This is a genomic window from Buchnera aphidicola (Macrosiphoniella sanborni) (genome assembly GCF_005080885.1).
GTDB lineage: Bacteria > Pseudomonadota > Gammaproteobacteria > Enterobacterales > Enterobacteriaceae > Buchnera > Buchnera aphidicola_AU.
The window spans coordinates 384712-407138 of the sequence record NZ_CP034864.1 but is presented as its reverse complement, the minus strand read 5'-3'; the positions used below and the strand labels follow the sequence as shown (position 1 = coordinate 407138).

The window sequence follows — 22427 nt, the reverse complement described above, 5'->3', positions numbered from 1 at the left end:
ATTTTATTAATGTAATAGATAATTTATATAGTTTTTTAGATATACATTTTTATATAAAATATTTTTTTAAAAAATATACAAATTTTACAAACAATTTTATTACATAATAAAATATTATAAAATAGGAAATTATTTTTTATGTATGTATTTTTTTTAGTATTTTTTATTTTTATTTCTATTTCTTTAATTGTTTTAATTTTGTTACAACCAGAAAAAGGACTGAATAATACTATTTATTCTAATGTCAAAAATAATGTTAAATCTTTAAGATATGTTGAAAAAAATAGTTTTATAATAAATATTATTAGAATTTTTTCTTGTTTATTTTTATTGATAACTATTATTTTATGTAATATTAAGAATAGAAAAATTGATTCTGATTTTTTTTTAGAAGATAATACGAAAAAAACTATAATAAAAGAATATTCTTCAGATAAAAAAATATTAAATTCTCATATACCTCATTAATATTTTAAAAAAATAAAGATAATTATTATATTGTTTACCGAGATGGTGAAATTGGTAGACACGCTATCTTGAGGGGATAGTGCTGAATAAGCGTATGGGTTCAAATCCCATTCTCGGTATTAAAAGTATTATTTTATCAAAAAAATATTTTTTTGTTTATTGTATGCTTATTGAAGATATTAGAATTATTAAAATAAAATTAAAATAGGGTAATAGAACCTCAAACCCCGAATTTTCGGGGTTTTTTATTAGAGTATTTATTCTAAATTATATATCTTTATCAATCTTTAAATATTAAGTAATAATTAATTATGCAACTTTTATTTTGTAAATTTAACGTATTAGTTAGCTAATTTTATAATTAATATTATTAAAATTAATAATATGTAAAATGATACTTGATTATTCATTTGAGCAAGTTTTATTTTGAGGTTTACAAGATGAATAAAGAAATATTAGCTGTTGTAGAAGCTGTTTCTAATGAAAAATCTCTTCCTCGTGAAAAAATTTTTGAAGCTTTAGAAATTGCATTAGCAACAGCAACTAAAAAAAAATATGAACAAGAAATTGATGTAAGGGTCAGTATTGATCGAAAAACAGGTAGTTTTAGTACTTTTCGTCGTTGGATGGTAGTAGATATAGTAACTCAACCAACTAAAGAAATTACTTTAGAAGCTGCTTGTTTTGATGGTGAAAAATTTCACTTAAATGATTACATAGAAGATCAAATTAAATCTGTTGATTTTGATAGAATTACAACTCAAACTGCAAAGCAAGTTATTGTACAAAAAGTGCGTGAAGCTGAAAGAGCAATGTTAGTTGAACAATTTCGAAAATATGTAGGTCAAATTATTACTGGAATAGTTAAAAAAAATAATCGAGATAATATAATGTTAGATTTAGGTAATAATGCTGAAGCATTGATTTTACGTGAAGGTATGTTACCTAGAGAAAACTTTCGTCCTGGTGATCGCATTCGAGGTATTTTATATGGAGTATATCCCGAATCTCGTGGTTCTCAATTATTTATGAGTCGTTCGAAAACAGAAATGCTTATTGAACTTTTTCGCATAGAAGTTCCTGAGATTGGAGAAGAGATTATTGAAATAAAAGCAGCAGCACGTGATCCAGGTTCTCGTGCTAAAATTGCAGTAAAAACTAATGATAAACGAATTGATCCAGTAGGTGCTTGTGTAGGGATGAGAGGAGCTCGTGTACAAGCTGTATCTAGCGAATTATGTGGAGAGCGTATTGATATCATTTTATGGGATGATAATCCTGCACAATTTGTTATAAATGCAATGGCTCCTGCTGATGTTTCATCAATAGTAGTTGATGAAGACAATCATACTATGGACATAGCTGTAGATGCTAATAATTTAGCTCAAGCTATTGGTCGAAATGGACAAAATGTTCGCCTAGCTTCTCAAATTAGTGGATGGGAATTAAATGTTATGACAACAGAAGATTTGCATTCTAAACATCAAGAAGAAGCACATTTAGCTTTTAGCATTTTTAAAAATAATTTAAATGTTAATGAAGATATTATTAAAATATTAGTAAAAGAAGGTTTTTCTTCTCTTGAAGAATTAGTATACGTACCATTTAACGAATTGTTAAAAATTAAGAATTTAACTATTGAACAAATAAAATTAGTACGTGAAAACGCAGAAAATAAATTACTTTCAATAGAATTTAATAGAAAAAGTATGCTAAAAGAAAAAAATAAAGAAAAAAAAATAGAAGAAAAATTATTACAAATTAATGGTATGAATGAAATATTAGCTAATCAATTAGCAAAAAAAAATATATTTACTTTAGAAGAGTTAGCTGATCAGGGAATAGATGATTTAAGTGATATAAAAAACTTAAATTCAGAACAAGCTGGCTTATTAATTATGACTGCTCGTAATATCTGTTGGTTTGGTAGTAAAGTCTGATAATAGGAAAACAGTATGCCAGATATAAGTTTAAAAGTTTTATCTGATGAAACACAATTAGAAATAAATAAATTAATAGAAGCATTCTCTAATCTTGGTATAAAAAAAAATCATAATGACAAAATTAGTTTATTTGAAAAAAATATTTTATTAAAATATTTAGAGTCTAAAAAAAAATCTTCTTCAGATACTTTAATTGTACAAAGAAAAACTCACAGTATATTAAATGTATCAACTATTGGAGGAAAAAATAAATCTGTACCAGTGGAGGTAAGAAAGAAAAAAACTTATATAAAAAATAAAGATAAAAATTTTTTTAGAAAAATATTAAAAAAAAATGATATAGATAAAAAATATATTCATAATACTCAAAAAATAGAATTAAAAAAAAATGATATCCAATTTGTAAATCTACAGAAAAAAAATAAGTTTAAAGTTATTGATCAAGATGAAAAAAATAAACAACCACAAAAAAATATTGAAGTTAATTTTCTAAATAACAGAAAAAGAATTAAAGAAAATAAAGAACATCGATCTTCTTTTGAAGAAGAAAAAAAAGATTATCATCTAACAACGTTTTTACACGCACGTCAAGCTGAAGATGATAATGATAGAGCAGTAGAAACAGATAAAAGAAATCATAACCGAGTTTTAAAAAATTTTCGTAAAAAGAAAAATAATAAACACTCGTATAATGGGAAAAATCATAAAGAAGAAATTCGCATTTCTAATCGCAACAAAAAAAATATTAAGAAAAAAAATAAGCCGATTTTATTACAGCAAGTTTTTCAAAAACCAGAATCTGTTATAAATAGAGATGTTATTATTAGTAATACGATTACTGTATCTGATTTAGCAAATAAAATGGCTGTAAAAAGTTCTGAAGTGATAAAAAATATGATGAATATGGGAATTTTAGGTACTATTAATCATATTCTTGATCAAGATACAGCTCAGTTAATTGCAGAAGAAATGGGTCATAAAGTTATTATACGTCGAGAAAATGAATTAGAAGAATCAATAATGAAAGATCGCGATACGGGAAATAATATTTCTATTATTAGAGCACCAATAGTAACTATAATGGGACATGTTGACCATGGAAAAACATCATTATTAGATTATATTCGTTCGACAAAGACTGCATTTTATGAAGCGGGTGGAATAACACAAAACATTGGAGCATATCATGTCAAAACGAAATTAGGTGCTATTACTTTTTTAGATACTCCTGGACATTCAGCATTTACTGCAATGCGATCTCGTGGAGTTCAGTTAACTGATATTGTAATTTTAATTGTTGCAGCAGATGATGGAGTAATGCCTCAAACTATTGAAGCGATTCAACATGCAAAAGAAGCTAATGTTCCTGTAATAGTTGCTATAAATAAAATTGATAAGATAGATTCTGATATTAAAAAAATTAAAAATGATTTAATGAAGCATAATATTCTATCAGAAGAATGGGGAGGTGAAAATATATTTGTATCTGTTTCTGCAAAAACAGGTGAAGGTGTTGATAAATTATTAAGTGCTATTTTACTACAAGCAGAGATGTTAGAGTTAAAAGTGGTTCCTACCGGTATGGCAGAAGGAATTGTTATAGAGTCATTTCTTGATAAAGGTCGAGGACCGATAGCTACTGTTTTAGTAAAAAAAGGTAATTTAAATAAAGGAGATATAATATTATGTGGTTTTGAATATGGTCGTGTTAAAGCTTTACGCAATCAAAATGGACAGGAAGTTTTATATGCAGGACCATCTATTCCAGTAGAAATTTTAGGTTTATCTCAAGTTCCTTTTTCAGGTGATATTGTTACTGTAGTCCGTGATGAAAAAAAAGCAAGAGAGGTAGCTTCTTATCGCAAAGAAAAATCTCGTGAGACAAAGTTATTAAATCAAAATAGAATTAATTTGGAAAATATGTTTGATAGTATCAAAAAAAATAATATTTCTGAATTAAAAATTATTCTTAAATCAGATGTACAAGGTTCTTTAGAAGCAATTTCTGGTGCTTTATTACAATTATCTACAAATGAAGTAAAAATAAAAATTGTTAGTTTAGGTATTGGTGGAATTACAGAAACAGATGCTTCTTTAGCTCTAGCTTCAAATGCTATTATTTTAGGATTTAACGTTCGTGCAGATTCTTCTGCTAAAAAAATTATTCATGCAGAGAATTTAGATCTTAGATATTATTCAGTAATTTATGATTTATTAAATGAAGTAAAATCTGCTATGACTGGTTTATTATCACCAGAATATAAAGAAAAAATTATTGGTTTAGCAGAAGTTAGAAACGTGTTTAAATCTCCTAAATTTGGTTTAATAGCTGGTTGTATGGTGATAGAAGGTATTATTAAGAAAAATAATCCTATTCATATTTTAAGAAATAATATTGTTATATATGAAGGTGAATTAGAATCTTTAAGGCGCTTTAAAGAAGATGTAAATGAAATACGTAATGGATTGGAATGTGGAATTGGCATCAAAAACTATAATGATATGCGTATTGGAGATATTATAGAAGTTTTTGAAATAAAAGAAATTAAAAGAATATTATAAGTTATTACGTATATTTTATTTGGTAATATTACTATGGAAAAATCATTCAATCGATCTATGCGTATTGCTCAAGAATTACAAAAAAATATATCTATGATTATACAATTTTCATTAAAAGATCCACGTATCATGACTATGATTACTGTATCTCAAGTACAAGTCTCTAAAGATTTATCTCATGCTCAAGTCTTTTTAAGTTTTTTTGATAAAAATAAAAAAATGAATATTAAAGAAATATTAATTATATTAAATAATTCTACTGGTTATATTCGTAAGTTATTATGTAAAAAAATGAGATTGCGTATTATGCCTATTATTGTTTTTTGTTATGATGACACTTTATTAAAAGGTAATAAAATTTCATTACTTTTAAAAAAAAATTAAAAAATAATAAAAAAATTTATTGTTTTTAATATTAAATAAGGTCAAATAGATGTTTTTTTATAAAAAACGTAGTGTACATGGATTATTATTATTAGATAAACCTCAAGGTATATCTTCAAATAATGCTTTGCAAAAAGTCAAAATAATATTTAATGCTAAAAAAGCTGGTTATATTGGTACTTTGGATCCTTTAGCTACAGGAATGTTACCTATTTGTTTTGGAGAATGTACAAAATTTTCGGATTATTTAATGCAGTCTAATAAAAGATATCATGTCATTGCTAAATTAGGAGAAAAAACATCTACTTCTGACTCTAATGGTGTCATTATAAAAAAACGTCCTATTTTGTTTAATTCTTCTCAGCTTAAATCATCTATTGATCAATTAATAGGTGTAATTCATCAAATGCCGTCTATGTATTCGGCAATTAAATATCAAGGTTTACCTTTATATAAATATGCTCGTAAAGGATTAAATATTGAAAGAAAAACAAGAAAAATTATAGTACATAATATATATTCTCTCTATCAAGAAAAAAATTTAATTGAATTTAAGATATTATGTTCAAAAGGAACATATATTCGTACACTTATTGATGATTTAGGTGAAAAGTTAGGTTGTGGTGCGCATGTTATTTTTTTGAGAAGATTACAAGTAGCTTCATATCTTCATAATCAGTTAGTAACATTACCAAGTTTGTATGAATTATTAAATACAAATTATATTAATGACGTTATTTTTTTTAAAAAATTAGATTCATTATTAATGTCTATAGATAGTCCAGTATCTTTTTTACCAAAAGTTTATCTTTCTATTAAACAATCTTATAATTTTAAATTAGGTCAAGCAGTAAAATTTACTTCCGATATAACAAATGGTTTAGTACGTGTAATAGAAGAAAATAATAAATTTATTGGTTTAGGTAAAATTAAAAGTAGAGAATTATTGACTCCATATCGATTAGTTTCAATATGAGCTAATTAAGTTATACACTATTCAATTTAAGATTAGCGTGATATTATTTTACAGTTCTCAAGTATAGTGAGCATAAATTTAATATAGTTTTAAATATATTATATGGAGTATTATTACATGTCTTTATCTACAATGAATACAAAAGAAATTATTTTAAAATATGGTAAATTAAAACACGATAGCGGAATAACAGAAGTTCAAGTTGCATTGTTAACAAAAAAAATTAATCATCTTCAAATACATTTTTCTGAACATAAAAAAGATCATTGCAGTCGTAAAGGTCTTTTAAATATGGTATCAAAACGTCGTAAATTATTAGATTATTTAAAGAAAAAAAATATAGCTCGTTATACTAATTTAATCGAAAATTTAAATTTAAGACGATAAATAATTTTATGATACTTATCAAAGTATGATATCAATAAAAATGTATTTTTTGCAAAGGGCTTGATTAGCCCTTTTTTTACAGTTTTATTTAAAATTTTTAGTTAGATATTTTTATTAAAATTAGTTTTATGTTAAGGATATTATTTTGCTAAATCCAATTGTGCGTAAATTTCAATATGGCCAACATACTATTACTTTAGAAACAGGTGTGATGGCTCGACAAGCTACAGCTTCAGTGATGGCTAGTATGGATGATACAGCAGTTTTTGTTACTGTTGTTGGACAAAAAAAAATACATTCTGGACAAAAATTTTTCCCATTAACGATTAATTATCAAGAACGTACATATGCAGCAGGTCGTATACCTGGGGGATTTTTTAGACGAGAAGGTCGTCCAAGTGAAAATGAAATATTAACTGCTAGATTAATAGATCGTCCTATCCGTCCATTGTTTCCAAAAAATTTTTTAAATGAAGTACAAATTATTGCTACAGTCGTATCGGTGAATCCGCAAATCAATCCTGATATTATTTCTATTATAGGAGCATCTGCTGCACTTAGTTTATCAGGTATTCCATTTTATGGACCAGTAGGTGCTGCTAGAGTAGGTTATATTAATAATCAATATATATTAAATCCTATTGGTGATGATATAAAAAATAGTTCTTTAGATTTAGTAATCTCGGGTACACAAAACGCAATTCTTATGGTTGAAGCAGAATCTAAAATACTGAGTGAAGAACAAATTCTTGGAGCTATTATATTTGGTCATCAACAACAACAAGTGGTAATTAATAATATTCGCTCTTTATCAAATGAAGCTAGTAAATTACCATGGGTTATAGAGTACCCAGAAATAAATAAAATATTAGAATCAAAAATAATTAATTTATCACAACAAGATATTGCTGATGCTTATTTAATTTTTAATAAACAAGAAAGATTTGAACGATTAAATAATATTAAAGAAGAAATTGTAAAAATATGTTTAGAAGATAATCTAAACATAGATATACCTACAATAGAAGATATTTTACAAAATATTGAAAAGACAATTGTTCGCAAGAGAATATTAGATAATCATAAACGTATTGATGGACGTGAAAAAGATATGATTCGTGCTTTAGATATTCGTACTGGTATTTTGCCTCGTACTCATGGTTCGGCTTTGTTTACTAGAGGAGAAACTCAGTCTTTAGTTTCTGTTACATTAGGTACATCTCGAGATGCACAAAATTTAGATGAACTATTAGGAGATAGAATAGACAATTTTTTATTTCATTATAATTTTCCTCCCTACTCTGTTGGAGAAATAGGAATTGTAGGATCACCTAAAAGAAGAGAAATTGGACATGGTCGTCTTGCTAAAAGAAGTCTTTTAGCTGTCATGCCGACATTAGATGATTTTCCTTATACTATAAGAGTAGTATCTGAAATTACTGAATCTAATGGATCTTCATCAATGGCTTCTGTTTGTGGTGCTTCTTTAGCTTTAATGGATGCTGGAGTTCCTATTAAATCTGCTGTTGCGGGGATAGCAATGGGATTAGTGAAAGAAGGTAGAAGATACGTTTTACTGTCAGATATTCTAGGTGATGAAGATCATTTAGGTGATATGGATTTTAAAGTCTCTGGTACCAAAGAAGGAATTACAGCATTACAAATGGATATGAAAATTGAAGGGATTACTAATGAAATTATACATGTAGCATTAAATGAAGCAAGATTAGCTAGATTACATATTTTAAATGTCATGAATCAAGCATTAAGTACAGCAAGAAGTGAAATATCTGAATTTGCACCTCGAATTCATACTATTAAAATAAATCCTGAAAAAATTAAAGATGTTATAGGGAAAGGTGGTTCTGTAATTCGTATGTTGACTGAAGAAACAGGAACAATCATTGAAATAGAAGATGATGGAACAATAAAAATATCGTCTAGTGTCAGAGAAAAAGCAAATAATGCAATTCGTAGAATTGAAGAAATTACAGCGGAAATTGAAGTAGGTCGTATTTATTCTGGTAAAGTTACTCGTATTGTTGATTTTGGAGCTTTTGTATCTATTGGTATTGGAAAAGAAGGATTAGTACATATTTCACAAATTTCTGAAAAAAGAGTTGATAAAGTCTCTAATCATTTAAAACTTGATCAAGTTATATCTGTTAAAGTTTTAGAGATCGATCGTCAAGGTCGTTTAAGATTAAGTATTAAAGAAACAGAAAATTCTATTTCATCTAACAAAATCATTAATAATAGTATTATCTGATATTTTTAATAAATTTAAATATTATTTATATTTTTTCAATAAAATATAGATTTATATCTTTTCAAATAGTACCATATAAATAGAAATAGTATAAAATTTAGTTAATATTATTTAATATTATTGTTATATAATATTAATATATTATTTTTAAATAAATTGCTGATGTTATATTTATAAATATTTATATTACAAAATCATTAGCAATAAATGATAAATATTATTATTAATTGATGTTAAAATAGCTTAATAATACTATTTTAGATTATTTAATTTGTGCCGGTTCACACTTTTAAATGAGAATAAATCATTATTTTCATAATGAGATATGTAGACTGGCTACTGTAACTTAAAAGGCATATCTACTGGATGACTCATATTGAAAGCACATTTTCTTTTCTTGGTTTAAATTCTTTTATTATTCAATCTTTAAGCGAAATGGGGTATGTTAAACCTTCTCCTATTCAAGCAGCTTGTATCCCATTACTTTTAGAAGGACGCGATGTTTTGGGAATGGCTCAAACAGGTAGTGGTAAAACTGCTGCCTTTGCCTTACCTTTATTACATAATCTTAAGATTAATTTAAAAGCTCCTCAAATTTTAGTTTTAGCTCCTACAAGAGAACTAGCAGTACAAGTAGCAGAAGCGTTTTCAGATTTTTCTAAACATATGATCGGTATACATGTATTACCCTTATACGGTGGTCAAAGATATGAATTACAATTACGAGCATTGAGACAAGGACCTCAAATCGTTGTAGGAACTCCTGGTCGTTTATTAGATCATTTAAAAAGAGGGACTCTAAATCTTTCAAATTTACACGGTTTAGTATTAGATGAAGCAGATGAAATGTTACGTATGGGATTTATAGAAGATGTAGAAACAATTATGGCACAAATTCCAAAGAAACATCAAACTGCATTATTTTCAGCTACTATGCCAGAAGCGATACGTCGTATTTCTAAAAGATTTATGAATAATCCACAAGAAATAAAAATACAGTCAAATATAACTACACGTCCAGATATAAAACAAAGCTATTGGATGGTATACGGTCGAAAAACTGATGCATTAATTCGTTTTTTGGAAGCACAAGATTTTTCTGCGACAATTATTTTTGTTCGGACCAAAAGTGCAACTTTAGAGGTTTCAGAAGCTTTAGAAAGAAATGGATATAATAGTGCTGCATTAAATGGAGATATGAATCAAGCATTAAGAGAACAAACTTTAGAAAGGTTAAAAAATGGTAGATTAGATATTTTAATTGCTACTGATGTTGCTGCTCGTGGTTTAGATGTTGATCGTATTAGTTTTGTAATCAATTATGATATTCCAATGGACTCAGAATCTTATGTACATCGTATAGGTCGTACAGGTCGTGCAGGTCGTGCAGGTCGTGCATTATTATTTGTTGAACATCGTGAACGTCGTTTATTACGTAATATAGAACGAACTATTAAGCAGTCTATTCCAGAAGTTCAGTTACCAAAAATAGAACTATTGTGTGAAAGACGTTTAGAAAAATTTGCAAAAAAAGTACAACAACAATTAGAAAGCCGTGATTTAGATCAATATAGTGCTTTATTAGATAAATTATATTCAACAGATGATTTAGATATTAAAACTTTAGCAGCTGCTTTATTAAAAATGGCTCAAGGTGAACGGCCATTAATTATTAAATATGATTCAATAAAACGTCCAACACATGATTTTTTTAATAAAGATAACCGTCGAAATGAAGATATTAAAAATAATCATCGATTACGTCGTGAACATCGTGAATCTAAAGATATAGATTTATATCGAATTGAAGTAGGTCGTAATGATGGAGTTGAAGTACGTCATATAGTCGGAGCTATTGCTAATGAAGGAAATATTAATAGTCGTCATATTGGGAATATTAAACTTTTTTCTTCTTATTCAACAATTGAATTGCCGAAAGGAATATCTAAAGATTTATTACAAAAATTTGCTCGTACTAGAATCTTAAATAAATCAATTAATATGAAATTATTACGAGATACTCGTATATATGTAAATAAAACATCTCATCGTATTGTATTAAATCGAGATCGAGATAAAAACGGAAATCGTCGTAATTCTGAAAATTATTCGAACAAAACTAGTATATCTAAGAAAAATGAATTTAAATCGTTTTTGTCCCGCCGTAGAAACGTCTAGTTTTTATTTTATGCCGCTTTGCGGCATATTATTTTATTTATTATTTTATGACTATTTTTTAAATGCTATTGCTTCAATTTCGATTTTGACATTTTTAGGTAATGATTGAACTTCAACACAAGAACGAACTGGAAAACTTGACTGATGATCTAAAAAAAATTTTTTGTAAATTTCATTAATAATATGAATTTTTTTTAAATTCGTAGTAAATATAGTAGTTTTTATAATATCTTTAACTTGAAATTTAGCTTCTAATAAAATTGACTGAATGTTTTTTAAAACAAGATATGTTTGTTCTGCAATATTTTCTGGTATATCATTAGACAGAACATTAATAGGTATTTGTCCTGATAATATAATAAAATTATTAATTTTAATTGCTTGCGAATAAGGACCAATAGGTTCAGGTGCCATTTTTGTTTTAATTATATCAATCATTATAATTGTCACTTATTTTTATAAAAATTTATTTAAAAATAATTTGAGTGTTTTAAATAAAATTTTTAGTTGTATTGTTATTAATATTTATATATAAAGATTAATTTTTTAGGAAATCTTATACAAATATTTTAAAAATATCTTTATAAGATCATGTTTATTAATATGCTTATTAATAATAAATAGTATATAGATTAATATAGATCAATATAATATATTGATTTTTATTTTAAAAGTATTTAATAAATATAAGTGTATAGCAATATATTATTTCCTTATTGTGTTCTATTTAAACTATTTAAAAAAATTTTATAGAACAGTAATTCTGAATATTATTAAGTTTAATTGTGTCTATTATGTAGATGTGTAAGTAAATTTTCTTTTTTTTTAATTTAAAATTAAAACATAATATTTATTATAAATGTAATGATTTATAAAATTTCTATTTATAGAAAATCTAATGTTTTTATTAATAAAGTCTAAAAATTTTAATTAGTAATATTAAAATATTTCATTTTTTTTAAAGTATTTTTTATTTTTTTACAGAACAAAGTCGAAAAATATTTAATAACATTTTGCATATGTTACGTCATTTGTATACTTTTTAAGTAATGTGATAAAATAAAATTTTTATCAAGACAAGATATTATTATTAAAAATATTTATTATACTTTCAATTAGGTTTATCTTATTTATATAAAGATTTTTTAAAGTTCTATGGTTTTTCTTAAACTAGATATAAGAATGGCTTTTATAGTATGTAGTCGGTTTTCAGCTTGATCAAAAATAATTTTTTCATTTTTTTGAAATACATCATCTGTAATTTCTACGCCATTTTTAAATCCATATTTTTTAAATAAATATTTTCCAATTTCAGTATTTTGATCATGGAAAGCAGGAAGACAATGTAATACTTTTATTTGTGGATTTTCACTCATTTCTAGTACTAAATTATTTACTTGATAAGCGCGTAATAATTTAATTCTTTTTTCCCAAAATTTTTTTGATTCTCCCATCGACACCCAAACGTCGGTATATATAAAATCTACATTTTTTACTCCTTGATGTATATCTTCAGTACATGTAATATTTAATTTTATATTATTTCTTCTTTTTTGACAAAATGTTAATAGATTGTTTTCTGGCCAAAATTCTTTTGGAGCAATAAAACGAAGATCAAAATTATATAATACAGCTGCTTCTAATAAACTATTTCCTATATTATTACGTGCATCTCCTATATATGCACATTTTATTTCATGTATTTTTTTTTGAGGGGAGATTTCTTTTATGGTTAATAAATCAGCAAGTAATTGTGTTGGATGGAATTTTTCAGTTAATCCATTCCATACTGGAGCTTCTGAATATTTAGCTAATGTTTCTATTGTTTTATGATTATGTCCTCTATATTGAATACCATCATATAAACGTCCAAGTATTTTAGCTGTATCTTCAATTGATTCTTTTTTTCCTAAATGTGTACTACCGACTCCAAGATATGTGACATGTGCTCCTTGATCAAACGCAGCTACTTCAAAAGCACATCTGGTTCGAGTTGATTCTTTTTCAAAAATTAAAGCTATATTTTTTTTATTTAATAGTTGGATTTCTTGATTGTTTTTTTTTATTTTTTTTAATTTTTGGGCTAATGTTATTATATTCTCTAATTCTGAAGTATTAAAATCTAATAATCTCAAAAAATCACGTTGATATAGATGATTCATAATAATCTCGTTTCTAAATAAAAATATTATTTATATAAATTCAAATTGAAGAAAAATATTTTTATAGTATATAATATTTTATATTAAATTTAAATTATCTCAATTAAGTTTTAATCTTAATCAAGTTTTAACAAATAAGATGTAAATTATTTTGATTGCAAAAGAAAATAATAGAACTTTAATAAAAATATGTTTCTTTTTTTTTATAAAAATTTTAAAATGAAAATCATTATTTAAAGATAAGTGAAAATATTATGAATTTTTTTATAAAGAATTCTATTTTGGAAAAAGAACAGACTGATTGTATTGTTATCGCTATTTTTGAATCATGTCAATTATCTGATTCTGCAAATTATTTAGATAAATGTAGTAATCATTATATTACTTCTTTACTTCAGTTGAATGATATTCAAGGAAAAATAGGAGATACACTTATATTATATAATATTCCGAATGTAATTTCAAAAAGAATATTATTAATTGGTTGTGGAAAAAAAAATGAATTAAACAAATCAAATTTTAAAAAAATTATAAAAAATAGTGTAGAGGTATTGAATAAGTGTTCTATAAAAAATGTCATTTATTCTGTTTCAGAATTAATTATTGATATTCAGGATAATATATATTGGATTGTTAGATGTTTGTTACTCTCTATAAGAGAGAATACATATAAAATTTGTAAAATTAATAGTTTTAAAAAAAATGATGTACATCATCTATACCAAGTAACTATAAATATTTTAATAGAACATGATTTATATAATGCACAAGTATCTTTAAAACATGCATTAGCTATTAGTGATGCGCTTATATCAGCAAAAAATTTAAGTAATTTACCACCTAATATTTGTAATCCGTTGTATTTAGCTAATGAAGCTCAAAAATTACATGAAAAATATCCACAGAATATTACTGTTGAAGTGATTAATGTTGAAGAAATGAAAAAATTAGGTATGCATGCATATGTTTCTGTTGGAAATGGATCAAAAAATAAACCATTTATGTCTGTAGTTAAATATTCAAGAAAAAATAGTGCTGATAAAAAAATTATTGCTTTAATAGGTAAAGGTTTAACATTTGATTCTGGAGGAATATCTATTAAACCCTCTGCTAATATGAATTATATGAAATATGACATGTGCGGTGCTGCAGCAGTTTATGGAACTATGATTATGGCTGCTGAATTAAATTTACCGTTAACAATAATAGGGATTTTATCTGGTTGTGAAAATATGCCTAGTGGTCAAGCTTTTAGACCTGGAGATGTTTTAACTACCATGTCAGGTAAAACAGTAGAGATATTAAATACTGATGCAGAAGGACGTTTAGTATTATGTGATTCTTTAACATATGTCCGACGCTTTTCTCCGGACATAGTAATTGATATTGCCACTTTAACTGGTGCTTGTGTTACTGCTTTAGGAAAATCAATCAGTGGTCTTTTTAGTAATAACAAGAATCTTGAAAAACAATTATATCATGCTTCTCAACAAACTGATGACAAAATATGGTCTTTACCATTAGATCCGGAATATCAAAAAGAGTTAACTTCTCACATTGCAGATTTAAATAATACAGGAACCAGTAGTCAAGCTGGAGCTATTATTGCTGCTTGTTTTCTTGCAAATTTTACTAAACAATATAAGTGGGCACATTTAGATATTGCAGGAACTGCATGGAGATCTAATAAAGATAAAGGTGCAACTGGACGTCCCGTAGAACTTTTATGTCAATTTTTATTAAATCAATCAAATTTTTATTAAATCAATCAAATATTGTTATGTATAATAATAAGAATATTTAAAATATTCATTATTTTAAAAATAATTTCATTATATATCATTTCTTTTTAATTGACAAAATAATAAACATCATGGAAAAAAATTATAATCCTAAACGTATTGAAGAAGTTTTATATAATTTTTGGGAAACAAATGGATATTTCAAACCCAATAATAAAAAAAAAACAACTTTTTGTATTATGATGCCTCCTCCTAATATTACAGGTAGTTTACATATGGGTCATGCATTTCAACAAACTATTATGGATGTATTAATTCGTTATAATAGAATGCAAGGAAAAAATACATTTTGGCAAGTTGGAACAGATCATGCAGGAATAGCAACTCAAATATTAGTTGAACGTCATATGTTTTTAACTGAACAAAAAACTAAAAAAGATTATAGCAGAGAAGAATTTATAAAAAAAATATGGATATGGAAAAAAAAATCTAGTGATATTATAAAACAACAAATGCGACGTTTAGGTATATCTGTTGATTGGGAATATGAAAAATTTACTTTAGATCCTGAAATATCTGTTGCTGTAAGAGAAGCTTTTATTATTTTTTATCAAAATAATTTTATTTATCAAAAAAAAAGGTTAGTACATTGGGATTCAAAATTAGAGACTGTAGTTTCAGATTTAGAAGTTGAGCATCGTTTAATAAAAGGAAAAAAATGGTTTATTCGTTATCCAATTATTCAAAATAACATTTTGCTAAAAAATCAAATTAAGTATTTAGTTATTGCTACTACTCGACCAGAAACTTTATTAGGAGATACAGCTATTGCTATAAATCCTAAAGATATGAATAATAATTTTCTTATTGGACAATTTGCTATGTGTCCGTTAATCAATAGAGTCATTCCTATCATTGGAGATGAATATGCTAATTTAGATAAAGATACTGGTTGTGTAAAAATAACTCCTGCACATGATTTTAATGATTATAAAGTAGGGGTAAGGCATCATTTACCAATGATTAATATTTTTACTCTTGATGGACGTATAAAATCTGTTGCTGACGTATATAACTACAAAGGTAAAAAATCTCATAAATATAGCACATTTATTCCATATCAATTTCAAAAATTAAATATTTTATCTGCACGAACTAAAATAGTTAATGAATTATCGAAATTAGGGTTGTTAGAAAAAATTGAAGAATCTGATATTATTGTACCTTATAGTGACAGAAGTGATGTTATTATTGAACCCATGCTTACAAATCAATGGTATTTAAAAACATCTAAATTAGCTCAAGAAGCTATTTATGCTGTAAAAGATAAAAAAATAAAATTTATACCTAAAAAATATGAAAGTATGTATTTGTCTTGGATGAATAATATTGAAGATTGGTGTATTTCTCGTCAGTTATGGTGGGGGCATCAAATTCCAGTGTGGTATGATGATAAAAAAAATATATATGTAGGACATAATGAAGAAGAAATACGTTTAAAATATTCAATATCAAAAAATATATCGTTAATTCAAGAAGAAGATGTATTAGATACCTGGTTTTCTTCAGGATTATGGACTTTTTCAACACTAGGGTGGCCTAAGAAAACTAAATTTTTAAAAATTTTTCATCCTACTAATGTAATAGTCAGTGGTTTTGATATTATTTTTTTTTGGATTGCAAGGATGATTATGTTAACAATGTATTTTATAAAAGATAAACATAATAATCCTGAAGTACCTTTTAAAAACATTTATATCACAGGATTAATTCGAGATGAATATGGTCAAAAAATGTCAAAATCAAAAGGTAACGTTATTGATCCTTTAGATATGATAGACGGTATTTCAATAAATGCATTAATTAAAAAAAGAACAAAAAATTTATTCGATCCTAAACTATCTAAAAAAATCGTTGAGTCTACTTTAAAACAATTTCCAGAAGGTATTGCATCTACTGGAACAGATGCACTACGTTTTACTTTTTTAGCATTAGCATCTAGCACACGTGATATAAAATGGGATATGAGTAGATTACAGGGGTATCGTAATTTTTGTAATAAACTATGGAATGCTAGTCGATTTGTTTTGCAAAACACAGAAAATCATAATTTTTTAGAATGTGATTTAGAAGATAATATGTTATTAATAAATAAATGGATTTTAATAAAGTTAAATAATACAATAAAATTGTATCGCAAATCTTTAGATACTTATAGATTTGATATTGCATCTAATACTTTATATGATTTTATTTGGAATATATTTTGTGATTGGTATTTAGAATTTGTAAAAATCGTGATTAAAACAGGTTCTGATAGAGAAATTTATTTAACTAAAAATGTTTTGCTACATGTTTTAGAGTCTTTTTTAAAATTAACACATCCTATTATGCCTTTTATTACAGAAACAATTTGGCAGCGTATAAAGTTAATTAAAAATATTAAATCAAATACAATTATGTTAGAAAATTTTCCAAAATATAAAAAAGAATTATTTGATCAAAAAATATTAATTAATATGAATTGGATAAAAAAAATTATTGTATTTCTAAGAAATATTAGAGTTAAAATGAATATTAGCCGTACTAAACTATTACCTATATTTTTATATAATGTTACTCATGAAAAAGAGAAAATTATTATAGATAATCTCTTATTAATTAAGAGTATATCTTTTTTAGACAGCATTACAATATTGGTTCGTAAATATAATGAAGATTTATGTGTTAAAGAGATAATAGATGAAGTAGAGATTCTCATTCCTATTCTAAAATTAATTGATAAAGAAGTGGAATTAAAACGTTTAAAACAAGAAGAAAAAAAAATAAAAATTAATTTATTAAAAATTCAAGAAAATATTTCTAATAAAAATTTCATGAAATTTGCTCCAAACACTATAGTTACTAAAGAAAAAAATAGACTATTAGAATTAAAGAAAACATGGAAAAAATTATCTGATCAAATAAAACTTTTACAAAATTTATCTTCTTAAAATGATTTTATATATGATTAAATTATCATAATAAAAGGTGTTTAAAATGTCTCGTTTACATAATGTAATTTCTAAAAAAGAACTAAAAAAACGTATGTTTTATGAAAATGATTCACGTTTAACATTGTCTTTTTATAAATATTTTACAATAATCAAACTTCAAGAATATCGAGATTTAATTTATAAATTTTTTTATAAATATAATTTCTTAGGACGTGTTTATATTGCTGAAGAAGGTATTAATGCACAAATAAGTATTCCAAAACAATATTATTTATTTTTAAAAAGATTTTTAGCTAGATTAGACGTTCAATTAAAAAACTTACATATTAATAAGGCATTAAATTACGAAAAATCTTTCTGGTTTCTATCTGTTAAAATTAAAAAAAAAATTGTACAAGATGGTATTATAGAACCTTTTTTTCATCCACAGCATGTTGGTATTTATATTAAAGCAAAAATGGTTAATTTCATGTTACATGATAACCAAACAATATTTATTGATATGAGAAATTCTTATGAATATGCTATTGGTCATTTTAAAAATGCAATAGAAATTAAAAGTTTAACTTTTCGAGAACAATTACGAAATGTAATAAAATTAATGCATTATGCAAAAAATAAAAATATTGTTATGTATTGTACCGGAGGTATTCGTTGTGAAAAAGCTACTGCTTGGATGCTTTTTAATGGTTTTAAAAATGTCTATCATATACAAGGAGGTATTTTAGGTTATGTACATGATGCTAAAAAAAATGGATTGCCAATTTTGTTTGAAGGAAAAAATTTTGTTTTTGATCATCGCATGAGCGAAAAAGTTTCAGATAAAATAATATCTTTTTGTAAACAGTGTAATCAACCTGCTGATACTTATATTAATTGTCAATATAATTTATGTCATCTTCTTTTCATTCAATGTCATCAATGTTCAATATATTTTAAAAAATGTTGTTCTTTATTATGTAGAGAAAAATATATTTCTTAAATATAATAAGTTGTTTAGAAAAATTAAATATTTTTATTTTTTTTATGTATTGATTCTTCTAATTGTTCCCAATAGATGATATTTTTTTTTAATTTTTTTTCTTCTGTAGATAACATTTGTAATATTGGTAATTTTTCTTCTAGTTTTTTTTTAAAAAAGTTTGGTTCATTAATAATTTGTTGTAAATTTTTAATTTTTAATTCTATTTTTTCTATTTGATATAATGTTTGATTAAGTATTTTTAAAGAATTATTTTTTATTTTTACTGTAATATTTTTTTTAGATAAAGTATCTTGTTTTGATTTTTTCTTAAAATTATTATCTATTTTTTTTAAAAATTCATAATTTCCTGCATGTGTTTCAATAATGCCATTATTTTTAAATAACCAACATTTATTTACTGTATTATTAATAAATTCTTCATCATGACTTACGATTATTACAGTACCTTTGTAATTTATAATAATTTTTTCTATTAACGCTAAAGTATCTAAGTCTAAATCATTTGTAGGTTCATCAAGAATGAGTACATTACTTGGTTTCAAAAACAATCTTGCTAACATTAATCTATTACATTCTCCTCCAGATAATGTTTTTACTAAAGATTGTAATTGATATGGTTTAAAAAGAAAATTTTTTAGATATCCTATAATATGTTGTTCTTTTCCATTCATAAAAATTTTTTCTTTACCATAAGATATATTATCAATAATAGATTTATTTAAATCTAATGAAGATCTATTTTGATCAAAATATGATATTTTTAATGTACTACCTGTATAAATATTTCCTTTTTTAGGTTTTTTTTTACCTAAAAGTATTTTGATTAATGTGCTTTTCCCACATCCATTGTCACCAATTAATCCTAATTTATCACCATGCTGAATAATTGATGAAAAATTTCGAATAATAATATTATTATTAATAAAATATTCTATATTTTCTAGTTTAAAAATTATTTTACCCAAATTTTTTTTAGATTCATTAATTTTAATATTATTAAATTTTTCTATTGTTTTATAATCTTCATATTCTTTTCTTAAAATTTTTAAATTCTTTACTCTTCCTTCATTTCGTGTAGATCGTGCTTTAGGACTTTTTCTAATCCATTTCTCTTCTTTTTCTAAATTTTTATCAAATAATTTTTTTTGTATCTTTTCTAAATTAATGCTTTCATTTTTTAATTTTATAAAATTTTTATAGTTTCCTGGCCAGGAAATTAATTTCCCGCGATCAAGATCAACAATACGTGTAGATATATTTTGTATAAACTTTCTATCATGTGATACAAATAAGATACTACCAGAAAATTTTTTTAAAAACGTTTCTAGCCATTTAACAGTTTTTATATCTAAATGATTAGTCGGCTCATCAAGTAAGAGTACATCAGGTTCTCCTATTAATACTCGTCCTAAAGTTGCTTTTCTTAATAAACCACCAGATAGTTCAGAAAGTAAAGTATTTTTGTCTAATTTAATTAAATGTATTATTTTTTCGATTTGTATACTTTCTTGATTAGATTGTTTTTTGATTAAATGATTTTTTTGACATCCTGAACTAATAAAATCATATAAAGAAATGTTAAGATTTTTAGGATTTTCTTGCTGCAAATAAGATATTTTAAGATTTTTTTTATAAATAACATGTCCAAAATCTAATTCTTGTTGTTGATCAATTACTTTTAATACAGTTGATTTTCCGGTTCCATTTTTTCCAATTAAACATACTCTTTCATTTTTATAAATGGATAACGTGCTATTTTTGAGTATTTCTAAATTGCTAAATGATAAAAAAGCATCTTTTATATTAATTAAAGACATAAATTTTTTAAATCCTTAGAAATAGTTATATATTTTTTTGACGATGCATGATGAATATTTATATATTTTAAATCTTATAATTGTACTTTAAAACAATATATTTCATAAAATTATAACTAATATTAAAAATTTTTTATAGATCTTGAAAAAATAAAAATATTGTTATTATGTACAATTTTTTTTAGTTTTATTTTAATAAGATTAAAATATTAATTCATATTTTTAAGAAGAAGAAAAAGAAAGTTAATTGATAAACATGAGATAAAATATTAAGTTTTTTATCTTTTATACGACCAGATTTTATAAAAATATATTTAGGTTCAGTTATTTTATTAAGAAATATATTTCTTAATATTTTTTATTAGTTTTTTTATCTAAAAATAATTAACATATAAAAAATTAATTAAATGAACTAATTTTTTTTAATATTTTAAAAAATATTCAAGAATATTTGATATTGTGTAATTGTTTTTTAATTATTAGAGTTATATTATCTATAAAACAGATGATATTTTTTTAGCATCATGGATAAAATGAAATAATCTCAATTAGCGTTTGATAACAATTGATTGATTTTATATTTTAACATATTTTTAAAGCTATCTTTTTTATAAATATCTACTTATATATCTTAATAAATGATGTATTATTAGTATAAAAATTTTTAGATATTATATAGAGAATTACATTATTTTAATATACTAAAATAAGATAATATATAGTTATTTTAACGTTTTTGATAATTTCTATATTTTATAATATTTAAATTAAATTTACTAAATTTTTTTAATAAAATTATAATAAACAATAAAGATATCTTTTTATTTAATATAAAAACATTTTATTAGCATCTAAAATAATATGTATATTATTATAATGCAATAAAAATTTCATGATAATATATATTTTGATAAGATTAATACAATAAGATTAATACAAGATTAAAGATAGTGTCTTGTTTGAATTCATTATCTAAATAAATGATTATAAATCATATTATAAGTTTCTTGTAAATACACTGAAAAATTACTATTTTTATAAAAGATTTTCTCTTTAATATTAGATGTATGATAATAAAATCATCTTATATTTTTATAATACATTTTTGATATAAAAAAATAAATGATATAATATACTTCTATATTAGTTTGATATGATAATATATTATCACTTTTACAATACATACTTTAATGCAAAATATTGATATAATTAATTTATAAATATAATTATTTGTTCAGTAATCATTTTTTCTAAAAAAATAAGTATTTAAAATATATAATATATTTTTTTATAAATTTATCATATTAAAACATTTATCAAATTTATATAAGATTAATACGTAATATTATTTTTATCTAAAAAATTCAATTTATCTTGTTGTATTTAGTAATTTAATACATTTAATGATATTTAAATAATATTAATTTTTATAAAAGATTATATTTTTATTAATTACATATAATATTTAATTGATTTACATCTTTTATTTAAATATGTTATGTTATTTTTTTGAAATATTAGCTAATATTTTATAATTTTTATAAGTATATATTTTAGA

14 protein-coding genes and 1 tRNA gene are annotated in these 22427 nt (G+C 24.1%); 12 read left to right on the top strand and 3 right to left on the bottom strand.

The genetic code is table 11. The features are described 5' to 3' along the window. Window positions 1–138 precede the first annotated feature (138 nt). The 9 genes from secG to D9V74_RS01750 all read left to right on the top strand — a co-directional run bounded on the left by secG (window position 139) and on the right by D9V74_RS01750 (window position 11167). Window positions 139–468 (top strand): preprotein translocase subunit SecG, encoded by a 330-nt coding sequence (secG, locus tag D9V74_RS01790; RefSeq protein ID WP_158362739.1) that lies wholly within the window; start codon window positions 139–141, stop codon window positions 466–468. 36 nt (window positions 469–504) lie between these two features. Beyond that, a tRNA-Leu gene (locus D9V74_RS01785) sits at window positions 505–587 on the top strand. Between the two features lie 321 nt (window positions 588–908). Continuing rightward, the gene (nusA, locus tag D9V74_RS01780) at window positions 909–2408 is read left to right on the top strand and encodes a transcription termination factor NusA (protein ID WP_158362737.1); all 1500 of its coding nucleotides are present in this window, start codon (window positions 909–911) and stop codon (window positions 2406–2408) included. 15 nt (window positions 2409–2423) lie between these two features. Next, on the top strand, window positions 2424–4973 hold the full coding sequence (gene infB / locus D9V74_RS01775) for a translation initiation factor IF-2 (RefSeq protein ID WP_158362735.1): 2550 nt from the start codon (window positions 2424–2426) through the stop codon (window positions 4971–4973). Window positions 4974–5006: 33 nt separating this feature from the next. Beyond that, window positions 5007–5357 (top strand): 30S ribosome-binding factor RbfA, encoded by a 351-nt coding sequence (gene rbfA / locus D9V74_RS01770; RefSeq protein WP_158362733.1) that lies wholly within the window; start codon window positions 5007–5009, stop codon window positions 5355–5357. Window positions 5358–5406: 49 nt separating this feature from the next. Beyond that, window positions 5407–6333, top strand: coding sequence for a tRNA pseudouridine(55) synthase TruB (gene truB, locus D9V74_RS01765; protein ID WP_158362731.1), 927 nt, complete (start codon window positions 5407–5409; stop codon window positions 6331–6333). Window positions 6334–6450: 117 nt separating this feature from the next. Continuing rightward, entirely contained in the window at window positions 6451–6720 is a 270-nt protein-coding gene (gene rpsO, locus D9V74_RS01760) for a 30S ribosomal protein S15 (protein WP_158362729.1), read from the top strand. Between the two features lie 145 nt (window positions 6721–6865). Then, window positions 6866–8989 (top strand): polyribonucleotide nucleotidyltransferase, encoded by a 2124-nt coding sequence (gene pnp, locus D9V74_RS01755; RefSeq protein WP_158362726.1) that lies wholly within the window; start codon window positions 6866–6868, stop codon window positions 8987–8989. Window positions 8990–9355: 366 nt separating this feature from the next. Beyond that, on the top strand, window positions 9356–11167 hold the full coding sequence (locus tag D9V74_RS01750) for a DEAD/DEAH family ATP-dependent RNA helicase (protein WP_158362724.1): 1812 nt from the start codon (window positions 9356–9358) through the stop codon (window positions 11165–11167). Window positions 11168–11218: 51 nt separating this feature from the next. Here the strand turns inward: D9V74_RS01750 and D9V74_RS01745 are convergent, their stop codons facing one another. Together D9V74_RS01745 and argF are read right to left on the bottom strand one after the other, a co-directional pair. Then, window positions 11219–11605 carry a Rid family detoxifying hydrolase gene (locus tag D9V74_RS01745; RefSeq protein ID WP_158362722.1) on the bottom strand — a complete coding sequence of 129 codons (387 nt, stop codon included), beginning with the start codon at window positions 11603–11605 and terminating at the stop codon, window positions 11219–11221. 707 nt (window positions 11606–12312) lie between these two features. Continuing rightward, window positions 12313–13329: an ornithine carbamoyltransferase gene (gene argF / locus D9V74_RS01740; RefSeq protein ID WP_158362720.1), complete on the bottom strand. Its 1017-nt coding sequence runs from the start codon at window positions 13327–13329 to the stop codon at window positions 12313–12315. Between the two features lie 254 nt (window positions 13330–13583). Here argF and D9V74_RS01735 point away from each other — a divergent pair, with 254 nt between their 5' ends. The 3 genes from D9V74_RS01735 (at window position 13584) to D9V74_RS01725 (ending at window position 19049) form a co-directional block, all read left to right on the top strand. Next, window positions 13584–15092 carry a leucyl aminopeptidase gene (locus D9V74_RS01735; RefSeq protein WP_158362718.1) on the top strand — a complete coding sequence of 503 codons (1509 nt, stop codon included), beginning with the start codon at window positions 13584–13586 and terminating at the stop codon, window positions 15090–15092. A gap of 110 nt (window positions 15093–15202) precedes the next feature. Further along, window positions 15203–18064: a valine--tRNA ligase gene (locus tag D9V74_RS01730; RefSeq protein ID WP_158362716.1), complete on the top strand. Its 2862-nt coding sequence runs from the start codon at window positions 15203–15205 to the stop codon at window positions 18062–18064. Window positions 18065–18110: 46 nt separating this feature from the next. Next, on the top strand, window positions 18111–19049 hold the full coding sequence (locus D9V74_RS01725; protein ID WP_158362713.1) for a rhodanese-related sulfurtransferase: 939 nt from the start codon (window positions 18111–18113) through the stop codon (window positions 19047–19049). 23 nt (window positions 19050–19072) lie between these two features. Here D9V74_RS01725 and D9V74_RS01720 read toward each other — a convergent pair whose 3' ends face one another. After that, complete coding sequence (locus D9V74_RS01720; RefSeq protein WP_158362711.1) at window positions 19073–20869, bottom strand: ATP-binding cassette domain-containing protein; 1797 nt, start codon at window positions 20867–20869, stop codon at window positions 19073–19075. Window positions 20870–22427: the final 1558 nt, after the last annotated feature.